The sequence below is a fragment of the Microcoleus sp. LAD1_D3 genome (genome assembly GCF_036702135.1).
In the GTDB taxonomy this organism is placed as follows: domain Bacteria; phylum Cyanobacteriota; class Cyanobacteriia; order Cyanobacteriales; family Microcoleaceae; genus Microcoleus.
The window spans coordinates 48,925-67,812 of sequence record NZ_JAUBSB010000011.1 but is presented as its reverse complement, the minus strand read 5'-3'; the positions used below and the strand labels follow the sequence as shown (position 1 = coordinate 67,812).

Here is an 18,888-nt window from a genome sequence, read left to right as displayed (position 1 = left end):
CCCCAAGGGAAGTAAGTCGAAGGGCCTTACAAGTGCCCCATTTCCCATTCCCCATTTCCCATTCCCCATTTTCCAGCAAACAGATGTTATCGCCCATTAAACTATTGTTAGTTGAAGATTCTCCAGTAGTTACGCTCGTCCTCAAACGAATTTTTGATTCCTCGCCCGAAATCAAAGTTGTAGGAACCGCTTGCAATGGGTTAGAAGCACTAGAATTAATCCCGAAACTTCACCCCGAAGTAATCTGTACAGATTTGAACATGGCACCAATGAACGGATTAGAATTTACGAAAGAAGTAATGAAGAAATATCCGCTACCAATTTTAGTAATTAGTGCTTCAGTGCAAGCGAATGATACTCAGAATGTATTTCAAGTCTTAAAGGCTGGTGCATTGGATGTTTTTCCAAAACCGATTGGCGGCTTGGTATCAGATTACGATCGTCTAGCCAATCAATTAATAGCTAAAGTGAAAATCCTCTCAGGAGTTAAAGTATTTACACGGCATCAAAAAACGATGCCCCCAGAAGATAATAATCAAATTTTAAAAATTAACCAAGCACCAGCTGCTAATTACAAGTTTTCCAACGAAAATGTTAAATCTTCAACTATTAAAGTATTGGCTATAGGGGCTTCTACAGGGGGGCCGCAAGCGCTGTACGCGATTATTTCTAAACTTCCGGCTAGTTTTCCCGTGCCTATAATTTGTGTCCAGCACATCAGTGAAGGTTTTTTGCAAGGATTAGTTGATTGGCTAGGTAATGAATCGAAACTGCCTGTTAAGATAGCTTCTTTTGGGGAATTGCCACAAGCTGGGACTGTTTATTTTCCGCCAGAAAAACGTCATTTAGAATTGGACTCTCAAGGGCGATTTGTTTATTCAGAAGCTGCTCATGTCGCGGGACACTGCCCTTCTGTAACGGTGACATTTAAATCGGTAGCTAATTTTTATAATCGGGGGGCAGCGGGGGTTTTGCTGACAGGAATGGGTAGAGATGGTGCTGACGGAATGTTGGCTATCGCTAAACAGGGCGGTTTGACAATCGCCCAAGACGAAGCTAGCTGCATTGTCTTCGGAATGCCCAAGGAGGCGATCGCCCTCGGTGCCGCCCAATATGTTCTACCTGTCAGTGCGATCGCTCCCTTACTCCTGGCTAAATTAAAAATTTAGGACTTACCCTGCAAATAGTGCAGAATACCCCGATCCGCGACTTGTTAAAAAAATCGGGGATAAGAGAGCGCGAGCGCAACTTTTTAGTTCATTAATTACTCGAATTCCTTCATTAATTACTCAAAACTGATTTTTTTATTCCGATTATTTGATTTTGATAAACTTACCAATTACCTCGCGCAACTTATCAGCATCAAACGGCTTAGTTAAATACTCTGTTGCTCCCGCCAAACGCCCCTGTACCTTATCAAAGGCTCCATCTCGCGCTGTCAGCATTACGATCGGCAAATTCTGAAACTGAGGCAAGCTGCGTACCGTGCGGCAGAGTTCCAATCCGTCAATACCAGGCATCGAAACATCCAGCAACAAAACAGAAATTTGTTCGTGATAAATCGTTGACAAAGCATCCACTGCATTGTCGGTTACGAGAACTCGAAACTCTTTGCTTAAGGCCTGTTTAACAAGTCCTTGCATCACGACGCTATCATCAACTGCCAAAATAGTTGGTACTTGACTGCTACTTGCAGACATATTCTTCTCCCTGTTTATTTATACTTCTTGAAAATACAAAACATACTTCATGGAGTTATTTTTTGAGAGTTGCCTCTACACAATAATTGTCAACCCCGTTGGAGCGTTAGTTGAAACTTACCCCTGTTTTTTTACCTCAAACTCGAAAAAAGAGATTGGGAGAGTGGTCGATCGGCAATTACAACATTTGCAAAATGTGCATCCGGGCCCAGAAACCCTAGAAGGTCGAGTTTGAGTAACGATTGTTACAAAGTTTAACATCTTACCAATCTTTTGTAATTCATCTCCTAACTGTAGTTAAACTCCAGGCTAAGGCACAGCTCGGTAAAGAACCCAGGTATTGTGGCACAAACGCCTGATTTAAATCTACCAGCAAGCCAGCTACCCACGATTAGCCAAGTCTGTTAAAATACAATTAAACTGATAAAAAAATTCTAGGTAAGCAATAGTCATATATTTTGGAAAGCTGCTTCCTCCCAACAGAGGCTCTTAGATTTAGAGAGCCGGAGGTATTCAAAAGCATAGTCAACTGGAAGTAGAATTTATATAGTCTTAGATCTGGGGTGCTCTAACTCCGATAACTCAAAAGTTTCCAGATCACTCAAGAGGTTAGTCTGAATTCGGCGCAAGCAACCTGCGCCGAACTTGCGCCCAGAGTCTCCCAGCACAGAATTCATAGCTTGTTTTTCAAGGGAAGTATTGGGAAGGGCGGTTGCCAGCAACTAGACGGGCAGTTACACATGATGAAAGCACCCTTGCCTCTTGGTAAAAAAGTGTTCAAGCTCCATAACATTGACTTGTATCATCTTATGGGCTCTGCTCCAGACGCTTGCTTGGACAATTTGGTCGGTTTGGCAGCTCAGATCAGCCGAACTCCTATTGCTTTCTTGAGCTTGATTGACGGTAACCGTCACTGGTTGAAATCGCAATTAGGTATCGATCGAACTTTGGCCCACTGTTACCTGAATTTTTGCGCTCGCGCCCTGGATAAAATTCCCGAAGAGTTAGCAGTCGGCTCAAACTCAAACTCGGAATTTGACCTGGCAATCCCCCTGCAAAAACCGCCCGTTGCTCCCGAATCTGCGATCGAACTCTCTATAAAATCCTTTAAAGAACCGCCCGCCGCCATTGTCCTAGACGCTTCCACAGACGTGAGATTTGGCGAGCATCCCCTGACGGTTTTCTACCCCTTCGTGAAATTTTACGCCGGCATCCCAGTCATGACCTCAGATGGGCAGATGCTGGGAGTGCTATCGGTCATGGACTCAGTACCGAGAGACTTGACAAAAGAAACCATAGAAGCTATCCAAGCTTTGAGTCGGCAAGTTGCGAGTTTGGTGGAGCTGCGCTGGCAATTAGTCAAAGCCCAGAAACAGTTGGCAGAGGCAGAAGATATCAGCTCGGACAGCGCGCAAATCTCGGAGTTAGTTTCTGGCTCGAACCCATCCAGCTTGTGTGCCGTACAGACGCCACAGAGCAGCAGGAGAATATACGGCACAAAAAAGCTCCCGACGATCGAGGAAACAGGCAAATCTCAATATTCGTGGGAAACTTCAGCGAGCATCGCGCGTGCAGACGATACCAAACAAATCCGAGAAATCGTTGTCGGCTCCGGGGACACATCTGAGCGCCAATTAACGGCCACGTCACTACAAGAGCGAGCTCGCTTGGGAGCTCTGCAAGCTAAAGTCGGTGCCGCCCTCGGACAAGGTGGGAAAATATCGCCCATCCTCAACCGCTGCACCGAGGCAATGGTAGATTACCTCGACGCCAAAGAGGCGACTATCTGGACGTTCAACCCACAGACAGAGCAGTTAGAATTGCAGGCCGATTCAGGACTCAGCACCGAAGGGTGGGAACGGGAAATAGAAGATTGGGTGCGATCAGAACCGGGAAAACTCCAAACGGCTCCTGTATGCCTACTGTCGAACCCGTCTCTGTGCGCCATTGCCTATCCGCTGATAGTGGAGGAGCGGCTGGTGGGAGTGATGGCTCTGTGCAGTAGCGCTTTGGTAAGCGAGGGAGCGCTAGAAGTTCTGGGCTGTATGGCTAATGCCATCGCCGTGGCGATTGATCGCATCACGGCCCGAGAAGAATTGTTGAGCCGCCGGGAAGGCCTGCTCTTCGGCCTCGCCAGCCAGATGCGGAATTCCCTCGACCTCGACAAAATTTTAGATACGGCTGTCAACGAAATTCGCAGCTTGTTGCAGGTTGACCAGTGCTACTTTTTGTGGTATTCCATCTCGCGAGACGGGCAGCCAAGCTTTGCAATCACCCACGAGGCGGCAAATCCCGAACTGAAAGACCGGCTTACAGAATACCCGATCGAACAAGTAACGCTGCTGGCCGAGAAAATTACCCACCGCCAAACGCTCCGGATCGGCGACGCGGCAACAGCACTCTGCATCGAACCACCCACGCGAGCTTTTTTGAGCAGTATCGGGATTGTTTCTAACCTCCTGCTGCCACTCAAGACTCGCTCCGGTCAAATGGGTGCTGTAGTTTGTAACCATTACAGCACCCACCGTTCCTGGGCGACGAGCGAAGTGGAGTTGCTGCAAGCGGTGGTTGATCAACTGGCGATCGCGATCGACCAAGCCGAACTATACGCCCAAACCCGGGCGGCAGCCTTAGCCGCTCAAACTCAAGCCCGCCAACTGACGGAAACTTTGCAGCAGTTGCAGCAGAAAGAAGCTCAGCTCATCCAAAACGAAAAAATGTCCTCTCTCGGTCTAATGGTCGCCGGCGTCGCCCACGAAATTAACAATCCGGTAAATTTTATTTACGGCAACTTGACTTATTGCAAGCAGTACATGAAAAATCTGCTGGATTTGCTGCACTTGTATCAAAAGCATTACCCGGAGCCTTGCCCCGAAATACTCGACAAAAACGAAGAAATCGATGTTGATTTCATAGTGCCGGATTTGCTGAAAATTTTGTCTTCAATAGAGATGGGAACTGAACGCATCCGCCAAATTGTCCTGTCTCTGCGGAACTTCGCGCGGCACGACGAAGCGGAGATGAAGCGGGTGGACGTTCACGAAGGGATTGACAGCACGCTGCTTATTTTGCAGAGCCGCTTAAAGTCAAACGGGTTAATACCGGAAATTGAGGTAATTAAAGACTACGGCAACTTGCCGAAGGTAGAGTGCTATCCCGGACAGCTCAACCAAGTATTTATGAATATTTTGGCGAATGCGATCGACTCTTTGGAAACTCAGCCCCCACCCAAGACGATCAAAATCTCGACGGCGGTGGTGGCCCCAAACTCGGAGGCTGGTGAGTCAGGAAAGTCGAGCCCTCAAGTTGTGGTGATTCGGATTCAAGACAGCGGGCCGGGATTGGCCGAAAAAGCTAAATGCCACTTGTTTGACCCTTTCTTTACCACTAAACCTGTGGGCAAGGGTACGGGGCTCGGCTTGTCTATCAGCTACCAGATTGTGGTGGAAAAACACGGAGGAAGCTTGAACTGTATCTCGAAACCGGGACAGGGAGCAGATTTCAGGATTGAAATCCCGGTAGCTCGCCCCCCTGCGATCAAAGAATAAACCTGCGGGCGATCGGTTCCAAAAACATTTTTTAAATTTTATTGTCAAAATGCTTGACAGATTCCAGTGTTTGAATGTTAAGATAGTGAAGGTTAAGACGTTGGGGCGTCGCCAAGTGGTAAGGCAGCTGGTTTTGGTCCAGCCATTCAGAGGTTCGAATCCTTTCGCCCCAGTTAAATTGTTTCCGGTCAATCTATTTTAGATTTTAGATTAAAGAATTGAAGCATTGACCCCACGGATAAATTCGGGGGCTTGCTTATCGGATACAGGTTTTTTATTTCTCCACGGATGAATCTGGGGACTTGTATCTTGGATGATGAAGGTCAATCAATTATTTAACTGATTGTTTGTAGTCTGCCCAAGGGCGACGAGAGAAGACCGACTTCATAGCTACAAACCTAATTAGGGCTTGCACACAGGGTATAAGAAACCGGTTTCTTTGGTCGGCAGTGGGGATTTGTGGCAGAAACCAGTTTTTTGCGTAAGTCCTCATACAAAATAGAGTGAACCGGCCCTACTCCATATCACTGCAAAGTGATGGGGCCACGAGCGTTTAGTTGATCGAAAACGTATCGGGAAATTGCCGGAAATGCTGTTTCGTCCTTGGAATAAGCCGGATCGTCTGCAAAAACAACTAAGATATAAATCGCGCGATCGTCTAAAGTTCTGACAAATGCCGCTTCGCTGCGGGATTTGGAAGTATAGCCTACTTTGGAACCAAAATAAATATTAGTTGGTAAAGATTCGCCGAGAAATCCTTGTATCGAATTGCTAGGGTCATTTTTCCATGCCTTGGGGTCTAAGTCTCTAGTCAGCAAGTAAGCCATTTTGCGACTGGCGACGCTGGAAACCGCTTGCCTAGTATAGATTTCATATATTAATCTGGCGGCTTGGTCGGTAGTTACTTGATTGCGAATTGGCTGGGAAGCATCGCCCCGCAATTGCAAGTCGCGACCGATTGGGCCTTCTTGCCTCAAATAGTATATGGGATAATTTTTGGTGCTTATACGAATATCATTGTAGCCTGCAGACTGGAAAAATGTGTTAATTTGAGTGCGCTTTTTCAGCCATGTTTGCAAGTCTTCTCCTGCAAGCCGTCCGCCGGATTTTGTATCTGTGATTTTGTCTAAAAGCCTGCTAGCAGCATCGTTGTTGGAGACGCGAATCATTTGATCGAGGTCGTTTTTAAAGGCAGATTCTCTTTGCGTAATGATGCCTTTTTCCATGGCTGAGTAAAAGGCTGCCATCCAAAATAATTTGGCAACGCTAGCGGGAAATCGGAGAGTTTGATTTTGATATCCGGCAAAGGTGTGAGTTTTGGAATTGCTGACATCAAATAAGGTAATTGATAGCCGTTCAGCAGGCAATCCTTTGCTGGTTGCAATCTTGACAGCTTCATCAACAATCCCTTGCAATTCTTGAGAGTAAACGGGATTGGGAGGTGTTTTGATGTTGTAGCTAAAGGTAGGCTCGCTTTGACGAGCAGCTAAATTTTCCGATGGTTCAATTGTCGGAGGTGAGAGTGCTTCTTGAGGCGAGACGGCCGGTTGAGCCAAGATGACTGGCGGTTCTGGGGGACGGCGAATTCTGAACGGTATTGTGACGACCCAAAAGAACGCGATCGCCCCGGCGATTAAACACAAAATGTTACGGTATTTTAGCCGAGAAAATTTCGTCCTCACTCGGCGACGAGATGGCACTGGGCCTTCGCTGCTTTGGCGTCGGCGTCCGACTGGGCGCTGGCTGCTTTGGCGTCGGGATTGGATTAGACCTGTTGCATGAATCTTTGCTCGCTCGGTCAACCGCAGATACCAGGCAGATGAACGCAGATTAACCCAGATAATTTCAAGAATTGAGAGCGACTTTTGCAAGAGGTCTATGGGGCGTCGGGTCTGGATTGGGCGACGAGATGGGACTCGGCGCTCGCTGCTTTGGCGTCGGGACTGGACTGGACGCTCGCTGCTTTGGCGTCGGGACTCGATTGGGCGTTGGGGCCCGATGGGGCGGCGTCGGCGTTCTACTTGCATTACAGTGTTGTGGTATCAAACTCGCACGATCAGTTTATAATAGGGCGGCATCTAAATGACAAGTGTATCGATCTAGTCCGCTGTTGCCAATTTTATCTGTCTACTAGGCTGATTGAGACTTCTAGTAATTGTAAAATTTTCAGGATAGCACTGAGTTGAAGCAAAATCCTTTGAAAAACATGAGAAATTTTTGGAGTCTGGCTGTTTTGGGATTTGCGATCGTCGGCGTGAATAATTCTTTGATACCTGATGTTTGGGCATTTCAGTCTCAATCTGCTACGGGATATGTTGTTGAGCGACAAACAGCCGGACAGGGCGCGGATGTAGCGTTTTCCTTGACGGGAGAAAGCGAAAATCTGGAAGTAACAAACAAGCAAACTGTTTCCAGTTTTCCGAGTATGTTGTGGGACTTCAACAATTTAGCGGAAATTTCCTATTCCGAATTGCTGAAGATGCTGGCGAGACGATCGGACTCAAATGATACGGAGACAGAAACCGCTGCACAACCCGAAGACATAGCACGTTTTGAAAAGGTTGTACAGTATGCAAAACAACAAAATTTGCACGATCGCACGATCGGAGAAATCGTCCAGGCGATCGCCGATAATTTCCAAGGATTGCCCTACGCCGAGGGTTTGCTGGACAAATCCGGCGAAGAAAAGTTGATTGTAACTTTGAATAAATTTGATTGTGTTTTATTTGTCGAAACTGTTTTGGCTATCGCCAGGGGCGTAGCAGTACAAGATTACGACTACCAAAATTTTGTAAATCGCATAGAAGAACAGCGGTATTTAAACGGTAAAATCAACGGTTATTGTAGCAGATTGCACTATTTTTCCGAATGGATTAACGACAATCAAAAACGGCAAACTGTGGAAAATATCACCGCTGAATTAGGTGGAATTCCCATGAATAAAACACTAAATTTCATGAGTCAGCACCGCAGCAGTTACCCGCAAATGGTCAAAGACGAAGCAACTTATCAGTGCATAGTCAGCCAAGAAGCAGACTTAGCCAAAACTACTGTTAATTACATCCCGACAAATCAGATAAAAAGTGTTTATTCTCAGTTAAAACCAGGGGATATTGTAGCGGTAGCCACGGATGTTAAAGGATTGGATGTCACCCACACGGGTTTAGTTTATCGGAATGCTGACGGGAACCTCGGTTTAATTCACGCTTCGCCGGCTGGGGAGGTGACAGTTGCTTACGACTTGCACAGATATATTAGGAGAGTCGAAAGTGCGATCGGCATAGTAGTCGCTAGGGCGAAAACCCCTAATTAAATTGGTTTGTACTCCTAGGGTGCATCAGCTTGCATTATTTTAGCTGAAAATTTAAAATTTCTGTGCTGACGCACCCTAAACACTCTGTTGTGGGGTGGGCTTCTAGCCCGCCCGAAATATACAAATTAAATGCACAACAGTTTATTGAACAATTTCGCTGCGAGATACCTTACTACTTCTAGCAGGATTTGGCGTTAATTCGGGCGGCGAAACTTGAACACTTCCCCACTCATTCAAAAAGCTTTTCAGTAAAACCTCTTGCTGAGTGCGAAATGTCTCGACATTTGCCCCGCGATTCATAATCACAAACCACACTGTTTCTTGTTTTTGAGTGGGCAGGGCTCCGCCCAAAGCGCTAACATTATCCAACGTGCCAGATTTGATTACTGCTAATTGGGGAAGCGGCCGTTCTGATAGTATTCCTTTATCTTTCCCAACTACAGTTAAGACATCCGCAACTGTCATGCTGTAAGGTTGAAGATAGCGTTCTAAAGCTATAAACAACGCGCAAGCAGCCCGGGGAGAAATGCGATTTTCTTCGCTCAATCCCGAACCGTTGACGAGTTGAATTTCTGCGGGCGGAACTCCGGTTGCTGCTGCTGCTTTTTGTGCGACTGTTTTAGCGCCGCCGACAGTATCCGCTAGCATATCTGCCATGAGATTGTTGCTGTACTGATTCATTTTTTTGAGCAGTTCAGCAAGGGGCAAAGAATAATGTTTGACTAAAGGCTGCACGTCATTGGGAGATGCTGGCAAAACTTGTACAGTACCATCAATTGCTATTTGGGGTTTTGGCGTATTGGGAGGCAGGGTTTCATACTGGGCGGCGGCTTCGCTGGACCAGATTTGACTATTCAATCCTTGTTTGAGCAATTCTCCCGATTTGATGGGATCAAGTTCAAAGTTCATGTAAAACTTATCGACAATTATCAAACTGCCAGTGACTCGCTTGATCCCTTTTTGATTTAAGGCGTTACCGAGGGCGATCGCCTCTTCCCAAACAAACAACGGATCGGCGCTTCCCTGAACGATTAAATCGCCTTTTAATACGCCGTTTTCTATTTTTCCCGTTGTACCAATTAAGGTGATAAATTGATGTTCTGGCCCGAATTGTTGCAGCGCTACCAGAGATGTTGCTACTTTGGTAATAGAAGCGGCTGACAGAGGAACTGTACCTTGATGATTGGCTAACAAAGTATTGCCCGATTGCATCCAGATGCCTTGGTCTTCTTTGGCATAACCTTGTGCTGTTAAGCCGTTGAGATATTGCTGGATTTTGGTATTTGTGGCGGTTTCTGGATTGCTAACAGAGACTATTAAGGGCTGAGTCTGACTTGGTTTAACTGGGGGGGGAGAAGATTCAGCTACAGGAGAGGGAGATGCAAGTTGAGGTGATTCAGTCGCTGCACATCCGGCAATAATGGTGAGAAGGGCGATCGAACTGGCAGCAGTCAAGTAGCGGTTTTTCAGCATTACTTTAATTTTTTTCATCAAATGTACGATCGTCTGTTCGGCACGCCCGATGGAAAGTTTAACATTAACACGCGCGTTTTGGAGCATTCGGCTCTGCGTTACCAGAATCCCGAACCGCTCACATTAGCTATCTTCTTCTCCATCTTTCTTCGTGATCTTCGCGTCTTCGTGGTTCGTTAAATAAATATTGTTTAAATACTGCGGGATTTTATACCAATAGCCCGGACTGTTTTTAGTTCCTAGTCTGAAACCCTGGATTTTCCGTTGGTAGCTCACATCTTGCATCATTCTCAAGAACAGGCAAGATGCCTGTTCCACAACAAGTGCAATTTCTTGTGGGGTGGGCATCCTGCCCGCCCATAAAAAGCTTATTGAAAATGGTGCAAGATGTCAGTTGGTAGCTCGATTGCGACTCGCCTTGAAACCCTTATTCTACGGTTGGTAATCAAAAACTGTTTGAAGTATTGTTATACCAGTTCCCAAAAACAATGCAACTCTAGGCAAGCTCCCAACCCTTATCTTATAAGCCATTCCCAAATCTAAAATCTAAAATCTAAAATAGTATGATCTTCAGCGCCTGGGGCCTTCACCCCAGGCCGATCGCTCTCACAAATTTTCGGTAAACTGGTTTATCCAGCCATACTCCCCATACTCAGCGGCACCATCTCGCCGTGAATCGTCAGGCCTAATAACATCGGCCCGCCCGGTCGGATCAACTCTCCTGTAAGCGCGCAGCGTTCCTCCTGCTGTGCTGTGGCATTAATGCTAGCTCGAATATCCGATCGAGAAAACATCTGGCGATACTCTCCAGACTTCTGCTGCACGTAATTCCAGAGCAAATCTCGAATCAAAGCTTGATAGCCTTGATTGCCTGCGAGCTCTTTAAGTCTCTCCTTGAGTTCTTTTTCCAGTCGAATGCTGGTGACTTCCATTTCGGTGGTTGAGGTTCTAGGTAGGGTATGCATAATTTTTTCTCCGTGACGGGTGGACATATGTGTAATATCAGTGTAGTATGTTTACAGCTAGATTGAAAGCCTCTTAACCACCTTCTGCCGACAGTGAAATTTCTCCCCACCTACTCCACCTATCAACTGAAGTGCGATCGCCCCTGGGGTCGCTCCGAGTCGTTATGGCACGTCTTTAGCACGGGTTTTGCGACAGTCGCAGCGACCTCGTGGGCGGGCCGGGGCTTAAATAAACCCGGTTATAGTGGATTAGGACAAATAGCAGAAATTCATTACAACGAGGTAGACCACGACGGTCTGCAAGTGGCACAGCCATATCGAGAGACGCGAAGCGGGAGGTACAGCTAAACGACTGTACCAACACAGGATGAAAATTTGCCTTTAGCAGTTTTTCTAGCCCCCGCTTCTAAGTAAGAGAAGCGGGGGCATTTGATTGGATATTTGAAAAATTCGATCGGCTTGGGGAACTGGGAAAAAAACAGATGTAGCCACTGCTGACGAAGCAAGCAAAATTCAAAATTCAAAATCTAACATCTAAAATCCAAAATTGATGAGGAGGAGCAAGCCGTGACCGTAGTAACTGATGTATTGAGGCAATCTGTGGTGGTGTTTTCTCAGAATTACCTACCAATGAGCCGTGTCAACATCAAACGGGCGATCGTACTTTTGGTAACAGGCAAGGCTGAACCTCTTGATTTTAGCATTGGCAACGGCTGGCTGGTGCGATCGCCCAGCAGCAGCATCCACGTACCCGAACAAATCCGCTTAACTTTTGGTAACAGGGAACGGCTTTGGAAAGTGCCGCCGGTCAATCGCCGGGAAGTTCTGCGCCGCGACGTTCATTCTTGCCAATACTGCGGTAGCAATCGGCATTTGACGCTGGATCACGTGATGCCTCGATCGAAGGGAGGCCCGCATACTTGGGACAACGTGGTGACTGCTTGCGAACGGTGCAACTCTCGTAAGGGCGATCGAACTCCCATAGAAGCCGGAATGACTCTGCGAACTAAGCCGAAAGCCCCCATACACCCCACTGTTGCTTTTGCCGAACTTTTTTGGCACGAATACCAAATAGGGGAATAGGGCATGGGGGATAGGGCATGGGGTATGGGGCATGGGCAGAACAGGTAATTGGTAATTGGTAATAGCTAATAGTTAATAGCTAATTAAGTCCTGTAATTGAAAAGGATTTTAGGCCGGAATAGCAAACTTTTCATTCCGACCTATCCAATGCCCGATGCCCAATTCCCAATTCCCAATTCCCAATTCCCAATTCCCGATTACCAATTTTCAATTACCAATTTTTAACTTTCAATTCCAAATTTAGGGCTGTCAATATGCTGAAGTTGACTTACACTGAAACGGGCTTTAACCTAGAGCGTTTGGCTCAATCTCCCGAACAGTTAGTGGCGCTGCGAGTTGTGCTGGCTATGCGAGTTGGTCAAAGCATCAGCGTCGAATCGAGCACTGCGGCATTTTTGCTGCCCGCGAATTTGCCAGCGCTGTCTCTGTTGGAATCTGAGGCCCGCCGAAACGACAACGATGCGATCGACCTTTGTGTTGCTGATGCTGAGTTTGTAGAAGTGACTCTGCGCGGTACGTGGATTTCTGGCGCGTCTGAGGGGGCTGATGGGGTGTTTGCGACGGTGTTGGGCGATCGGGCGGAGCTCTTGCTGCTCAAACTCTGGCTGGAAACTCAGGCTGCTGCGGAGGTTGTCGGGGAAGTCGGCGATTAATATCGGATGTGGAAGGAAGAGGGAAGAAGCAAGAGGGAAGAAGTAAGAAGGAAATATTTTCTTCATATCGCACTCCCCCACTTTCTCCCCCTCTCCCACGCAGAAGCGCACTCAATTCCATTCTCCTTGCAGCCCAAAAGCAGCCCAATAATAAGGAGATTGGAATTCTGGAAGCTGTAGCACTTCGATTTGCGCCGATCGCAATGCCGCAGCAGGCGCCAACTTATCTTGGAGCATTTTTTTGTAAAATCGTGTCATCAACTCAGAAGTTACTTGATCCTCAACACTCCACAGAGAAACCACCACACGTGGCGCCCCCGCATACATAAACCCTCTTGTCAAACCCACCAACCCTTCTCCCTTAATGTCTTTTCCCAAACCCGTCTGACACGCACTCAGCACCACCAATTCGGCCGGTAAATTGAGATTAAAAATATCATTCAGTCGCAAGTAACCATTTTGTAACGTACCTTTCTCATCAACCAAAGAAAGCACCAATCCCGATAATTCTGGATGTTTGCTATTAGCAAATCCGTGCGTAGCGAAATGAACAATGCGATATTGAGATAAATCGGGACTGGTTGCCGTGGTACGATTAGCCGTAAAGTCAAACGCTTGTTTTTCCAAATCATCGGGTACCAAAGCCAGGATTTGCTCAGCTTCAGTTCGCGAGAAAGGTAGGCGAGTCCAATAAATTTCGGCCTCTGAGGCAGATCTCTGTAATTGTTGCGCTTCCACTGGCAGATTTTCAACAGTTTGATTCTTCGTTACCGGCGATGTACTCGTGCCTTTGAGCCGTTCATCGTCAGTGCTAAAAACTGGATCTGCAAACAATGCGATCGCCTTTGGAGCCGGTTGACGAGTCGCCATATCCCGCCGCAGAATAGCTAAAGTTGAAGCAGAAGGCAGATTAACAATTTCATGCTTAACTATTAGCGGCGCTTCAGATTTTTCCAGAGTAAGGGCGCCAAAAGGAATGTATTGCAAGGCTCCATCCGCAACAATTAGCAAGCGTTTGTTGCCCAACTCAGAAGCAACCGGAGCGAGGATCATTTGGCTCAGAAGTTCAGCAGATTCAGCAACCATTTGAGGAGAGGTTCTCGTGGTGGCTTTGGTTAAAGTATCGCGGAAATTCTTAGCCGTGGCTTCAATCTCGGTGCGAGAAGGGAGTTCGTAACTGGTGAAAGAAGTTTTCGTCACCGCCCACAAATAACTGCGCTCCTCACCCAGAGAATATTCTAAAAGTAGCGTATTGTCATCGAGTACCTGTTGTTGAATTTGTGGCAAGTTGAGAGGTTCGGGATATTTTAGAGCAGCGTAACGAGGACTGCTGGCGCGAATTTTAGCTTCTATTTGAGCGAGTTGCTTGAGAACTGTGTCGATTTTTTGTTGAATTTCATCCACAGCTTCTTGGGTAGATTTAGCGATGATAATTTGGTATTTGCGATGCTGAAAATCACTGAGTTGTTGTTGCAAATTTTGTTCTTGTGCTAGCAGTTGCGAGTCAACACCTTGGCGAATATTTGCGCTGGCTTCGCTAAGGAGTTCAAGTAGACTGCGGGCACGAGCACGTTCGCTAGCATGAAAGGCTTGTGCGTCGTAACCTTTATCTGGATTTTTCAGGTGCAGTTGCATAAACAAATCGATGTAAAACTGATAATAATTTTGGTTGCGGGCAAAGTAAGACTGGCGCAGTTCTTGGCTACCGATTTGAGTGCGGAGGTTTTCAATAATATTAATTGCGGTTTCGATTTCGGTTTGGGCAACTGTGAGGTTATTTTGTTGTTGGTTTAAGATGGCTTGATTGTAGATGATGTGCGCTTCTTCTGTTTTGTAACCGAGTTGTTGGGATACAGATAAAGCTTGGTTATAGTTTTTAAGAGCGGTAGAATTCTGACCTAAAGCAGCTTGTATTTTCCCCATTTGGTTGAGGACTGTGGTTTCTTTTACTTTGTCGTTTAAGTGTTGGGAGATTTTTAGGGCTTGGTTGTAGGCATTCAGGGCAGTTGACCATTTTTTTGAAGCGATGTAGGTGCTACCAATGCCAGTTAAGGCAGTAGCTTCTGCTGCTAAATTACCTGCGGGTCGGGAGATGACTAGGGCTTTGTTGTAGGAGTCTAGGGCATTTTTCCAGTTTCCTGTAGCAGCGTGAATATCACCAATGTTGTTGAGGGTATTGGCGACTGCCGCTTGGTCATTTAATTGATAAAACAGGGGTAATGCTTGGTTATAGTAATCCAGGGCGCTTGTCGGGTCAGCTAAATCGGTGTAGAGTTGACCAAAACTGTTGATAATAGCGGCTTCTTCGGCTTTGGCACCGGCTTGTTTTGATAAGAGTAATGCTTGGTTGTAGGAGTCTAGGGCAGATTGAAATTGTCCGAAATGGGCGTAAATTTTACCGATTGAAAGGAGAGTGCGTGTGGCTTGGGCGTAGTTTCTATCTGCACGATATAGTGCGACGGCTTCTTCTAACTTTGCCAGTGCAAGTTGTTTAGATTCGACTGTGCTTTGGCTAGAAAGTTGGGTTCCTTTCATAAATGCTACTTCAGCAGCAGAAACTTTTATCCCAACTGATAAATCCCACAGGCGAGCTGTTCTATCACTACTAACAGTGAGGATTTGGCGACCATCAGGGCTAAATTTTGCATGGTTGACCCCATCCTCATGTCCTCGAAATATCGCTAGAAGATTGCCTTTTGCATCCCACAAACGGGCGGTTTGATCCTCACTAGCGGTGAGGATTTGCCGGCCATCGGGACTAAATACGGCGCTGTTGACAGAACTGTCATGATCTCGCAATACTGCTAGGAGATTGCCAGAAATATCCCATAGGCGGGAAAGTCTATCGTTACTGGTGATCAGGATTTGACTACCATCGGGGCTAAATACTGCACTCTCATCGTGACTGGAACCTTTATCTACATTTTTCTGCCCCCGAAACTCTGCTTTGAGATTGCCTTTTGTATCCCACAGGCGGGCATTTCCGTGGAAATCACTGCCTAGAGTGAGAATTTGGCGACCATCTGGGGTAAAGATTGCACTTTCGACACTCGTCTCATGCCCCCGAAACTCTGCCAAGAGATTACCTTTGGTATCCCACAGACGGGCGGTTTTATCTAAACTGGCGGTGAGGATTTGGCTGCCATCGGGACTAAAGACTGCACTGTTGACATAACTTTGATGTCCTTGGAATATAGCCAAGAGATTACCTTTGGTATCCCACAGACGGGCGGTTTTATCCATACTAGCGGTGAGGATTTGACGACCGTCCGGGCTAAATACTGCACTTTTGATTCTATGCTCACGGCCCTGAAACTCACTTAGGAGATTGCCTTTGTTATCCCACAGGCGAGCAGTTTTACCGCTGGCGGTGATGATTTGCCGACCATCAGGGCTAAATACGGCGCTTTCGACATCAGCCGGAAAAACAGTTAACAGATTGCCTTTGGTATCCCATAACCGGGCGATTCTATGACTGCTAGTGGGATCAATGCTCGCTATTTTATTAATGGTAGTGGGATCGATAGTAATGATTTGATGACTGCTAGTGAGGATATGACGACCATCTGGGCTAAATACTGCTCGGCTGAACCCATATTTATCTTCCTGTAACTCTATTAGTTGAGCGTTCTTTTTAGATACGCTTTCCTGAGAGTTTTGTAGAGAAGCTGTTTGCTCGGCTTGGGCTGCGCGAGCGATTGATAAATCCCATAACCGAGCGGTGCCATCCTCACTGGCGGTTAGAATTTGCCCACCATCGGGGCTAAATACTGCACTTGTGAGACCTCTTTCATGTCCGCGGAACTCGACCGTGAGATTGCCTTTGGTATCCCATACTCGTGCAGTTCCATCCAAACTGGCGGTGAGGATTTGACTGCCATCGGGACTAAATACGGCACTGTTGACGACTTTCTCATGTCCCCGGAACTCAGCGAGGAGATTACCTTTTATATCCCATAAGCGGGCGTTTGTTATACCAGTAGTGAGGATTTGACGACCATCAGGGCTAAATATGGCTTTTTCGATCTGCTCTTTCTGCCCCCGGAACTCGGCTAGGAGATTACCTTTGATATCCCATAGGCGGGCTGTTTCATCATTACTGGCGGTGAGGATTTGGCTACCATCGGGGCTAAATACTGCGGTGTTAACTGACCCCTCATCCTCAAAGGGGCTAATTACTTCACTGTTGGCTGACTCCTCATTCCCTAATCGAAACTCTTTGAGAAGATTACCTTTGGTATCCCATAACCGGGCTGTTTTATCTACGCTGGCGGTGAGTATTTGCTTGCCATTGGGACTAAATACTGCACTATTAACTATCAATCGCAATTCATGTATCCCATCAGGTCCCCGCAACTGTGCTAAAAGATTGCCTTCGGTATCCCATAGGTTGGCAGGATAAGAACTATCGTTGAGGAGAATTAGACGACCATCGGGGCTAAATACTGCACTAACAATTTGACTGGGGATAATTTGGCGACTATCACTAGGGTTAAATATTGAACTGGTAACTCGAATGCCTTGTCCCCGGAACTTTTGGAGGAGATTGCCTTTGGTATCCCACAACCGGATGTTTCCATCATAACTAGCAGTGAGAATTTGGCGACCATCGGGGCTAAATATGGCACTGCTGACTCCTTGCTCATGTCCCTGGAATTTGACCAAAAGATTGCCTTTGGTATCCCACAAACGTGCAATTTTATCATCACTAGCGGTGAGAATTTGCCTACCATCAGGACTAAATACCGCACTCTTGACACGCTGTTTATGTCCCTGGAATATTGCCAGTTGAGCGTTATTTTTAGATACGCCTTGCTGCAAGGTTTCCCTAGCACCTATTTGTTCGGTTCGAGCGGACAGAAAAGCTGATACGTCCCACAGGCGAGCGATTTTATCCCAACTAATAGTAAGAATTTGCTTACCATCGGGACTAAATGCTGCTTTAACTATATCGTTATGCCCCCGCAGCTTTGCTAGCAAATTACCTTTGGTATCCCAAATTTGAGCAGTTCCATCTCGACTACTGGTAAGAATTTGGCGACCATCAGGGCTAAATCCTGTGACAGTCCATACAGAACTCCAGTCTGAATCTCCATGCTGCCCAAATAAAGCGATCGCATTACTTTTAAGATCCCAAACACGGGCGGTTCCATCCTTGCTGACGGTGAGAATTTGCTGACTATCAGGGCTAAATATTGCATTAAAGACTGCCCCTTCATGTCCTTTAAACTGTGCCAGGAGATTACCCTTGGTATCCCACAGGCGAGCGGTTTTATCTACACTAGCTGTGAGAATTTGTCTGCCATCGGGACTAAATACGGCTCTAAGGACCTCATCCTGATGCCCTTGAAATTCTTTGAGAATATTACCTTTAATATCCCACAACTGGGCGGTTCCATCTGACCCAACAGTAAGGATTTGCCGACCATCAGGGCTAAATACGGCTCTTTGGGGAATTTGTACGCCACTTCTCCTTTTCTTATGCCCCTGTAACTCTGTTAGGAGATTGCCAGAAGTATCCCACAACCGGATTTTATCTGAAAAGTTACCAATGGTGAGAATATGACGACCATCAGGGCTAAATGCTGCACTGGAGAGGCTATGATTTTCACGCCTCCGTAATTCTTTGAGGAGATTGCCAGAAGTATCCCACAGGCGGGCAATTCCATCCTCACTGGCAGTCAGAATTTGGCGACCATCGGGGCTAAAGACCGCACTTGTTACCTCTTTTTCATGACCCCGGAACTCTTGGAGGAGATTACCTTTAGTATCCCACAGGCGGGCGGTTTCGTCCTGGCTGGCGGTGAGAATTTGGCGACCATCGGGGCTAAATACTGCACTTCTGACTCTCCCCTCATGCCCCACAAACATGGCGATTTGCCCGCCAAATGCTTGCACGGGTTGCTGCGTTCCTGATGCGCCTGGGTTTTCTGTTGCCGGTGATTGGGATGGCGTGGGAATCCTGGGTTGGCCACTGATGGGGATGCTGTAGGTAGTAGCGAATACAACTCCCATCACCAGAGGGAGACAGCGATGCACTTTTCGGTATTTATCTGGCAGCATAATTGTTTTTTGGGAGAGTTAAGAATTGGGAGAGGGGGGTCAACTAAACCTTTCTCTAGCGAATCCGTAAAAGCCAAAAGCTATAGTTGC

11 protein-coding genes and 1 tRNA gene are annotated in these 18,888 nt (G+C 46.8%); 7 read left to right on the top strand and 5 right to left on the bottom strand.

Annotated elements, in window-relative coordinates; translation table 11 throughout:
* Positions 1-83 precede the first annotated feature (83 nt).
* The gene (cheB, locus tag QUA74_RS08960) at positions 84-1,169 is read left to right on the top strand and encodes a chemotaxis-specific protein-glutamate methyltransferase CheB (RefSeq protein WP_333327138.1); all 1,086 of its coding nucleotides are present in this window, start codon (positions 84-86) and stop codon (positions 1,167-1,169) included.
* 144 nt (positions 1,170-1,313) lie between these two features.
* Here the strand turns inward: cheB and QUA74_RS08955 are convergent, their stop codons facing one another.
* On the bottom strand, positions 1,314-1,700 hold the full coding sequence (locus QUA74_RS08955) for a response regulator (RefSeq protein ID WP_015175702.1): 387 nt from the start codon (positions 1,698-1,700) through the stop codon (positions 1,314-1,316).
* Between the two features lie 809 nt (positions 1,701-2,509).
* Between QUA74_RS08955 and QUA74_RS08950 the strand changes: the two genes are divergently transcribed.
* Both QUA74_RS08950 and QUA74_RS08945 read left to right on the top strand, forming a co-directional pair.
* Positions 2,510-5,248 carry a GAF domain-containing protein gene (locus QUA74_RS08950; protein WP_333327136.1) on the top strand — a complete coding sequence of 913 codons (2,739 nt, stop codon included), beginning with the start codon at positions 2,510-2,512 and terminating at the stop codon, positions 5,246-5,248.
* Positions 5,249-5,349: 101 nt separating this feature from the next.
* Positions 5,350-5,421, top strand: a tRNA-Gln gene (locus QUA74_RS08945).
* Between the two features lie 351 nt (positions 5,422-5,772).
* On the opposite strand, the gene QUA74_RS08940 is transcribed toward QUA74_RS08945, so the two are convergent.
* The gene (locus QUA74_RS08940; protein ID WP_333327134.1) at positions 5,773-7,275 is read right to left on the bottom strand and encodes a serine hydrolase; all 1,503 of its coding nucleotides are present in this window, start codon (positions 7,273-7,275) and stop codon (positions 5,773-5,775) included.
* A gap of 179 nt (positions 7,276-7,454) precedes the next feature.
* On the opposite strand from QUA74_RS08940, the gene QUA74_RS08935 reads away from it, so the two are divergent.
* The gene (locus QUA74_RS08935; protein ID WP_333327132.1) at positions 7,455-8,561 is read left to right on the top strand and encodes an N-acetylmuramoyl-L-alanine amidase-like domain-containing protein; all 1,107 of its coding nucleotides are present in this window, start codon (positions 7,455-7,457) and stop codon (positions 8,559-8,561) included.
* Between the two features lie 141 nt (positions 8,562-8,702).
* Here the strand turns inward: QUA74_RS08935 and QUA74_RS08930 are convergent, their stop codons facing one another.
* Both QUA74_RS08930 and QUA74_RS08925 read right to left on the bottom strand, forming a co-directional pair.
* The gene (locus tag QUA74_RS08930) at positions 8,703-10,034 is read right to left on the bottom strand and encodes a D-alanyl-D-alanine carboxypeptidase (RefSeq protein ID WP_333327249.1); all 1,332 of its coding nucleotides are present in this window, start codon (positions 10,032-10,034) and stop codon (positions 8,703-8,705) included.
* Between the two features lie 629 nt (positions 10,035-10,663).
* Positions 10,664-10,999 (bottom strand): ribbon-helix-helix domain-containing protein, encoded by a 336-nt coding sequence (locus QUA74_RS08925; protein WP_333327130.1) that lies wholly within the window; start codon positions 10,997-10,999, stop codon positions 10,664-10,666.
* 93 nt (positions 11,000-11,092) lie between these two features.
* Between QUA74_RS08925 and QUA74_RS08920 the strand changes: the two genes are divergently transcribed.
* From QUA74_RS08920 to QUA74_RS08910, 3 genes are all read left to right on the top strand, one after another.
* Positions 11,093-11,347: a hypothetical protein gene (locus QUA74_RS08920; RefSeq protein ID WP_333327128.1), complete on the top strand. Its 255-nt coding sequence runs from the start codon at positions 11,093-11,095 to the stop codon at positions 11,345-11,347.
* Between the two features lie 219 nt (positions 11,348-11,566).
* The gene (locus tag QUA74_RS08915; RefSeq protein WP_333327126.1) at positions 11,567-12,082 is read left to right on the top strand and encodes an HNH endonuclease; all 516 of its coding nucleotides are present in this window, start codon (positions 11,567-11,569) and stop codon (positions 12,080-12,082) included.
* Between the two features lie 254 nt (positions 12,083-12,336).
* On the top strand, positions 12,337-12,735 hold the full coding sequence (locus QUA74_RS08910) for an alr0857 family protein (RefSeq protein ID WP_333327124.1): 399 nt from the start codon (positions 12,337-12,339) through the stop codon (positions 12,733-12,735).
* 111 nt (positions 12,736-12,846) lie between these two features.
* Here the strand turns inward: QUA74_RS08910 and QUA74_RS08905 are convergent, their stop codons facing one another.
* Positions 12,847-18,798 (bottom strand): CHAT domain-containing protein, encoded by a 5,952-nt coding sequence (locus QUA74_RS08905; RefSeq protein WP_333327122.1) that lies wholly within the window; start codon positions 18,796-18,798, stop codon positions 12,847-12,849.
* Positions 18,799-18,888: the final 90 nt, after the last annotated feature.

Coding starts and splice junctions, on each gene's coding strand:
- cheB (WP_333327138.1), top strand. CDS start 84: ATGTTATCGCCCATTAAACTATTGTTAGTTGAAGATTCTCCAGTAGTT.
- QUA74_RS08955 (WP_015175702.1), bottom strand. CDS start 1,700: ATGTCTGCAAGTAGCAGTCAAGTACCAACTATTTTGGCAGTTGATGAT.
- QUA74_RS08950 (WP_333327136.1), top strand. CDS start 2,510: ATGGGCTCTGCTCCAGACGCTTGCTTGGACAATTTGGTCGGTTTGGCA.
- QUA74_RS08940 (WP_333327134.1), bottom strand. CDS start 7,275: ATGCAAGTAGAACGCCGACGCCGCCCCATCGGGCCCCAACGCCCAATC.
- QUA74_RS08935 (WP_333327132.1), top strand. CDS start 7,455: ATGAGAAATTTTTGGAGTCTGGCTGTTTTGGGATTTGCGATCGTCGGC.
- QUA74_RS08930 (WP_333327249.1), bottom strand. CDS start 10,034: ATGCTGAAAAACCGCTACTTGACTGCTGCCAGTTCGATCGCCCTTCTC.
- QUA74_RS08925 (WP_333327130.1), bottom strand. CDS start 10,999: ATGCATACCCTACCTAGAACCTCAACCACCGAAATGGAAGTCACCAGC.
- QUA74_RS08910 (WP_333327124.1), top strand. CDS start 12,337: ATGCTGAAGTTGACTTACACTGAAACGGGCTTTAACCTAGAGCGTTTG.
- QUA74_RS08905 (WP_333327122.1), bottom strand. CDS start 18,798: ATGCTGCCAGATAAATACCGAAAAGTGCATCGCTGTCTCCCTCTGGTG.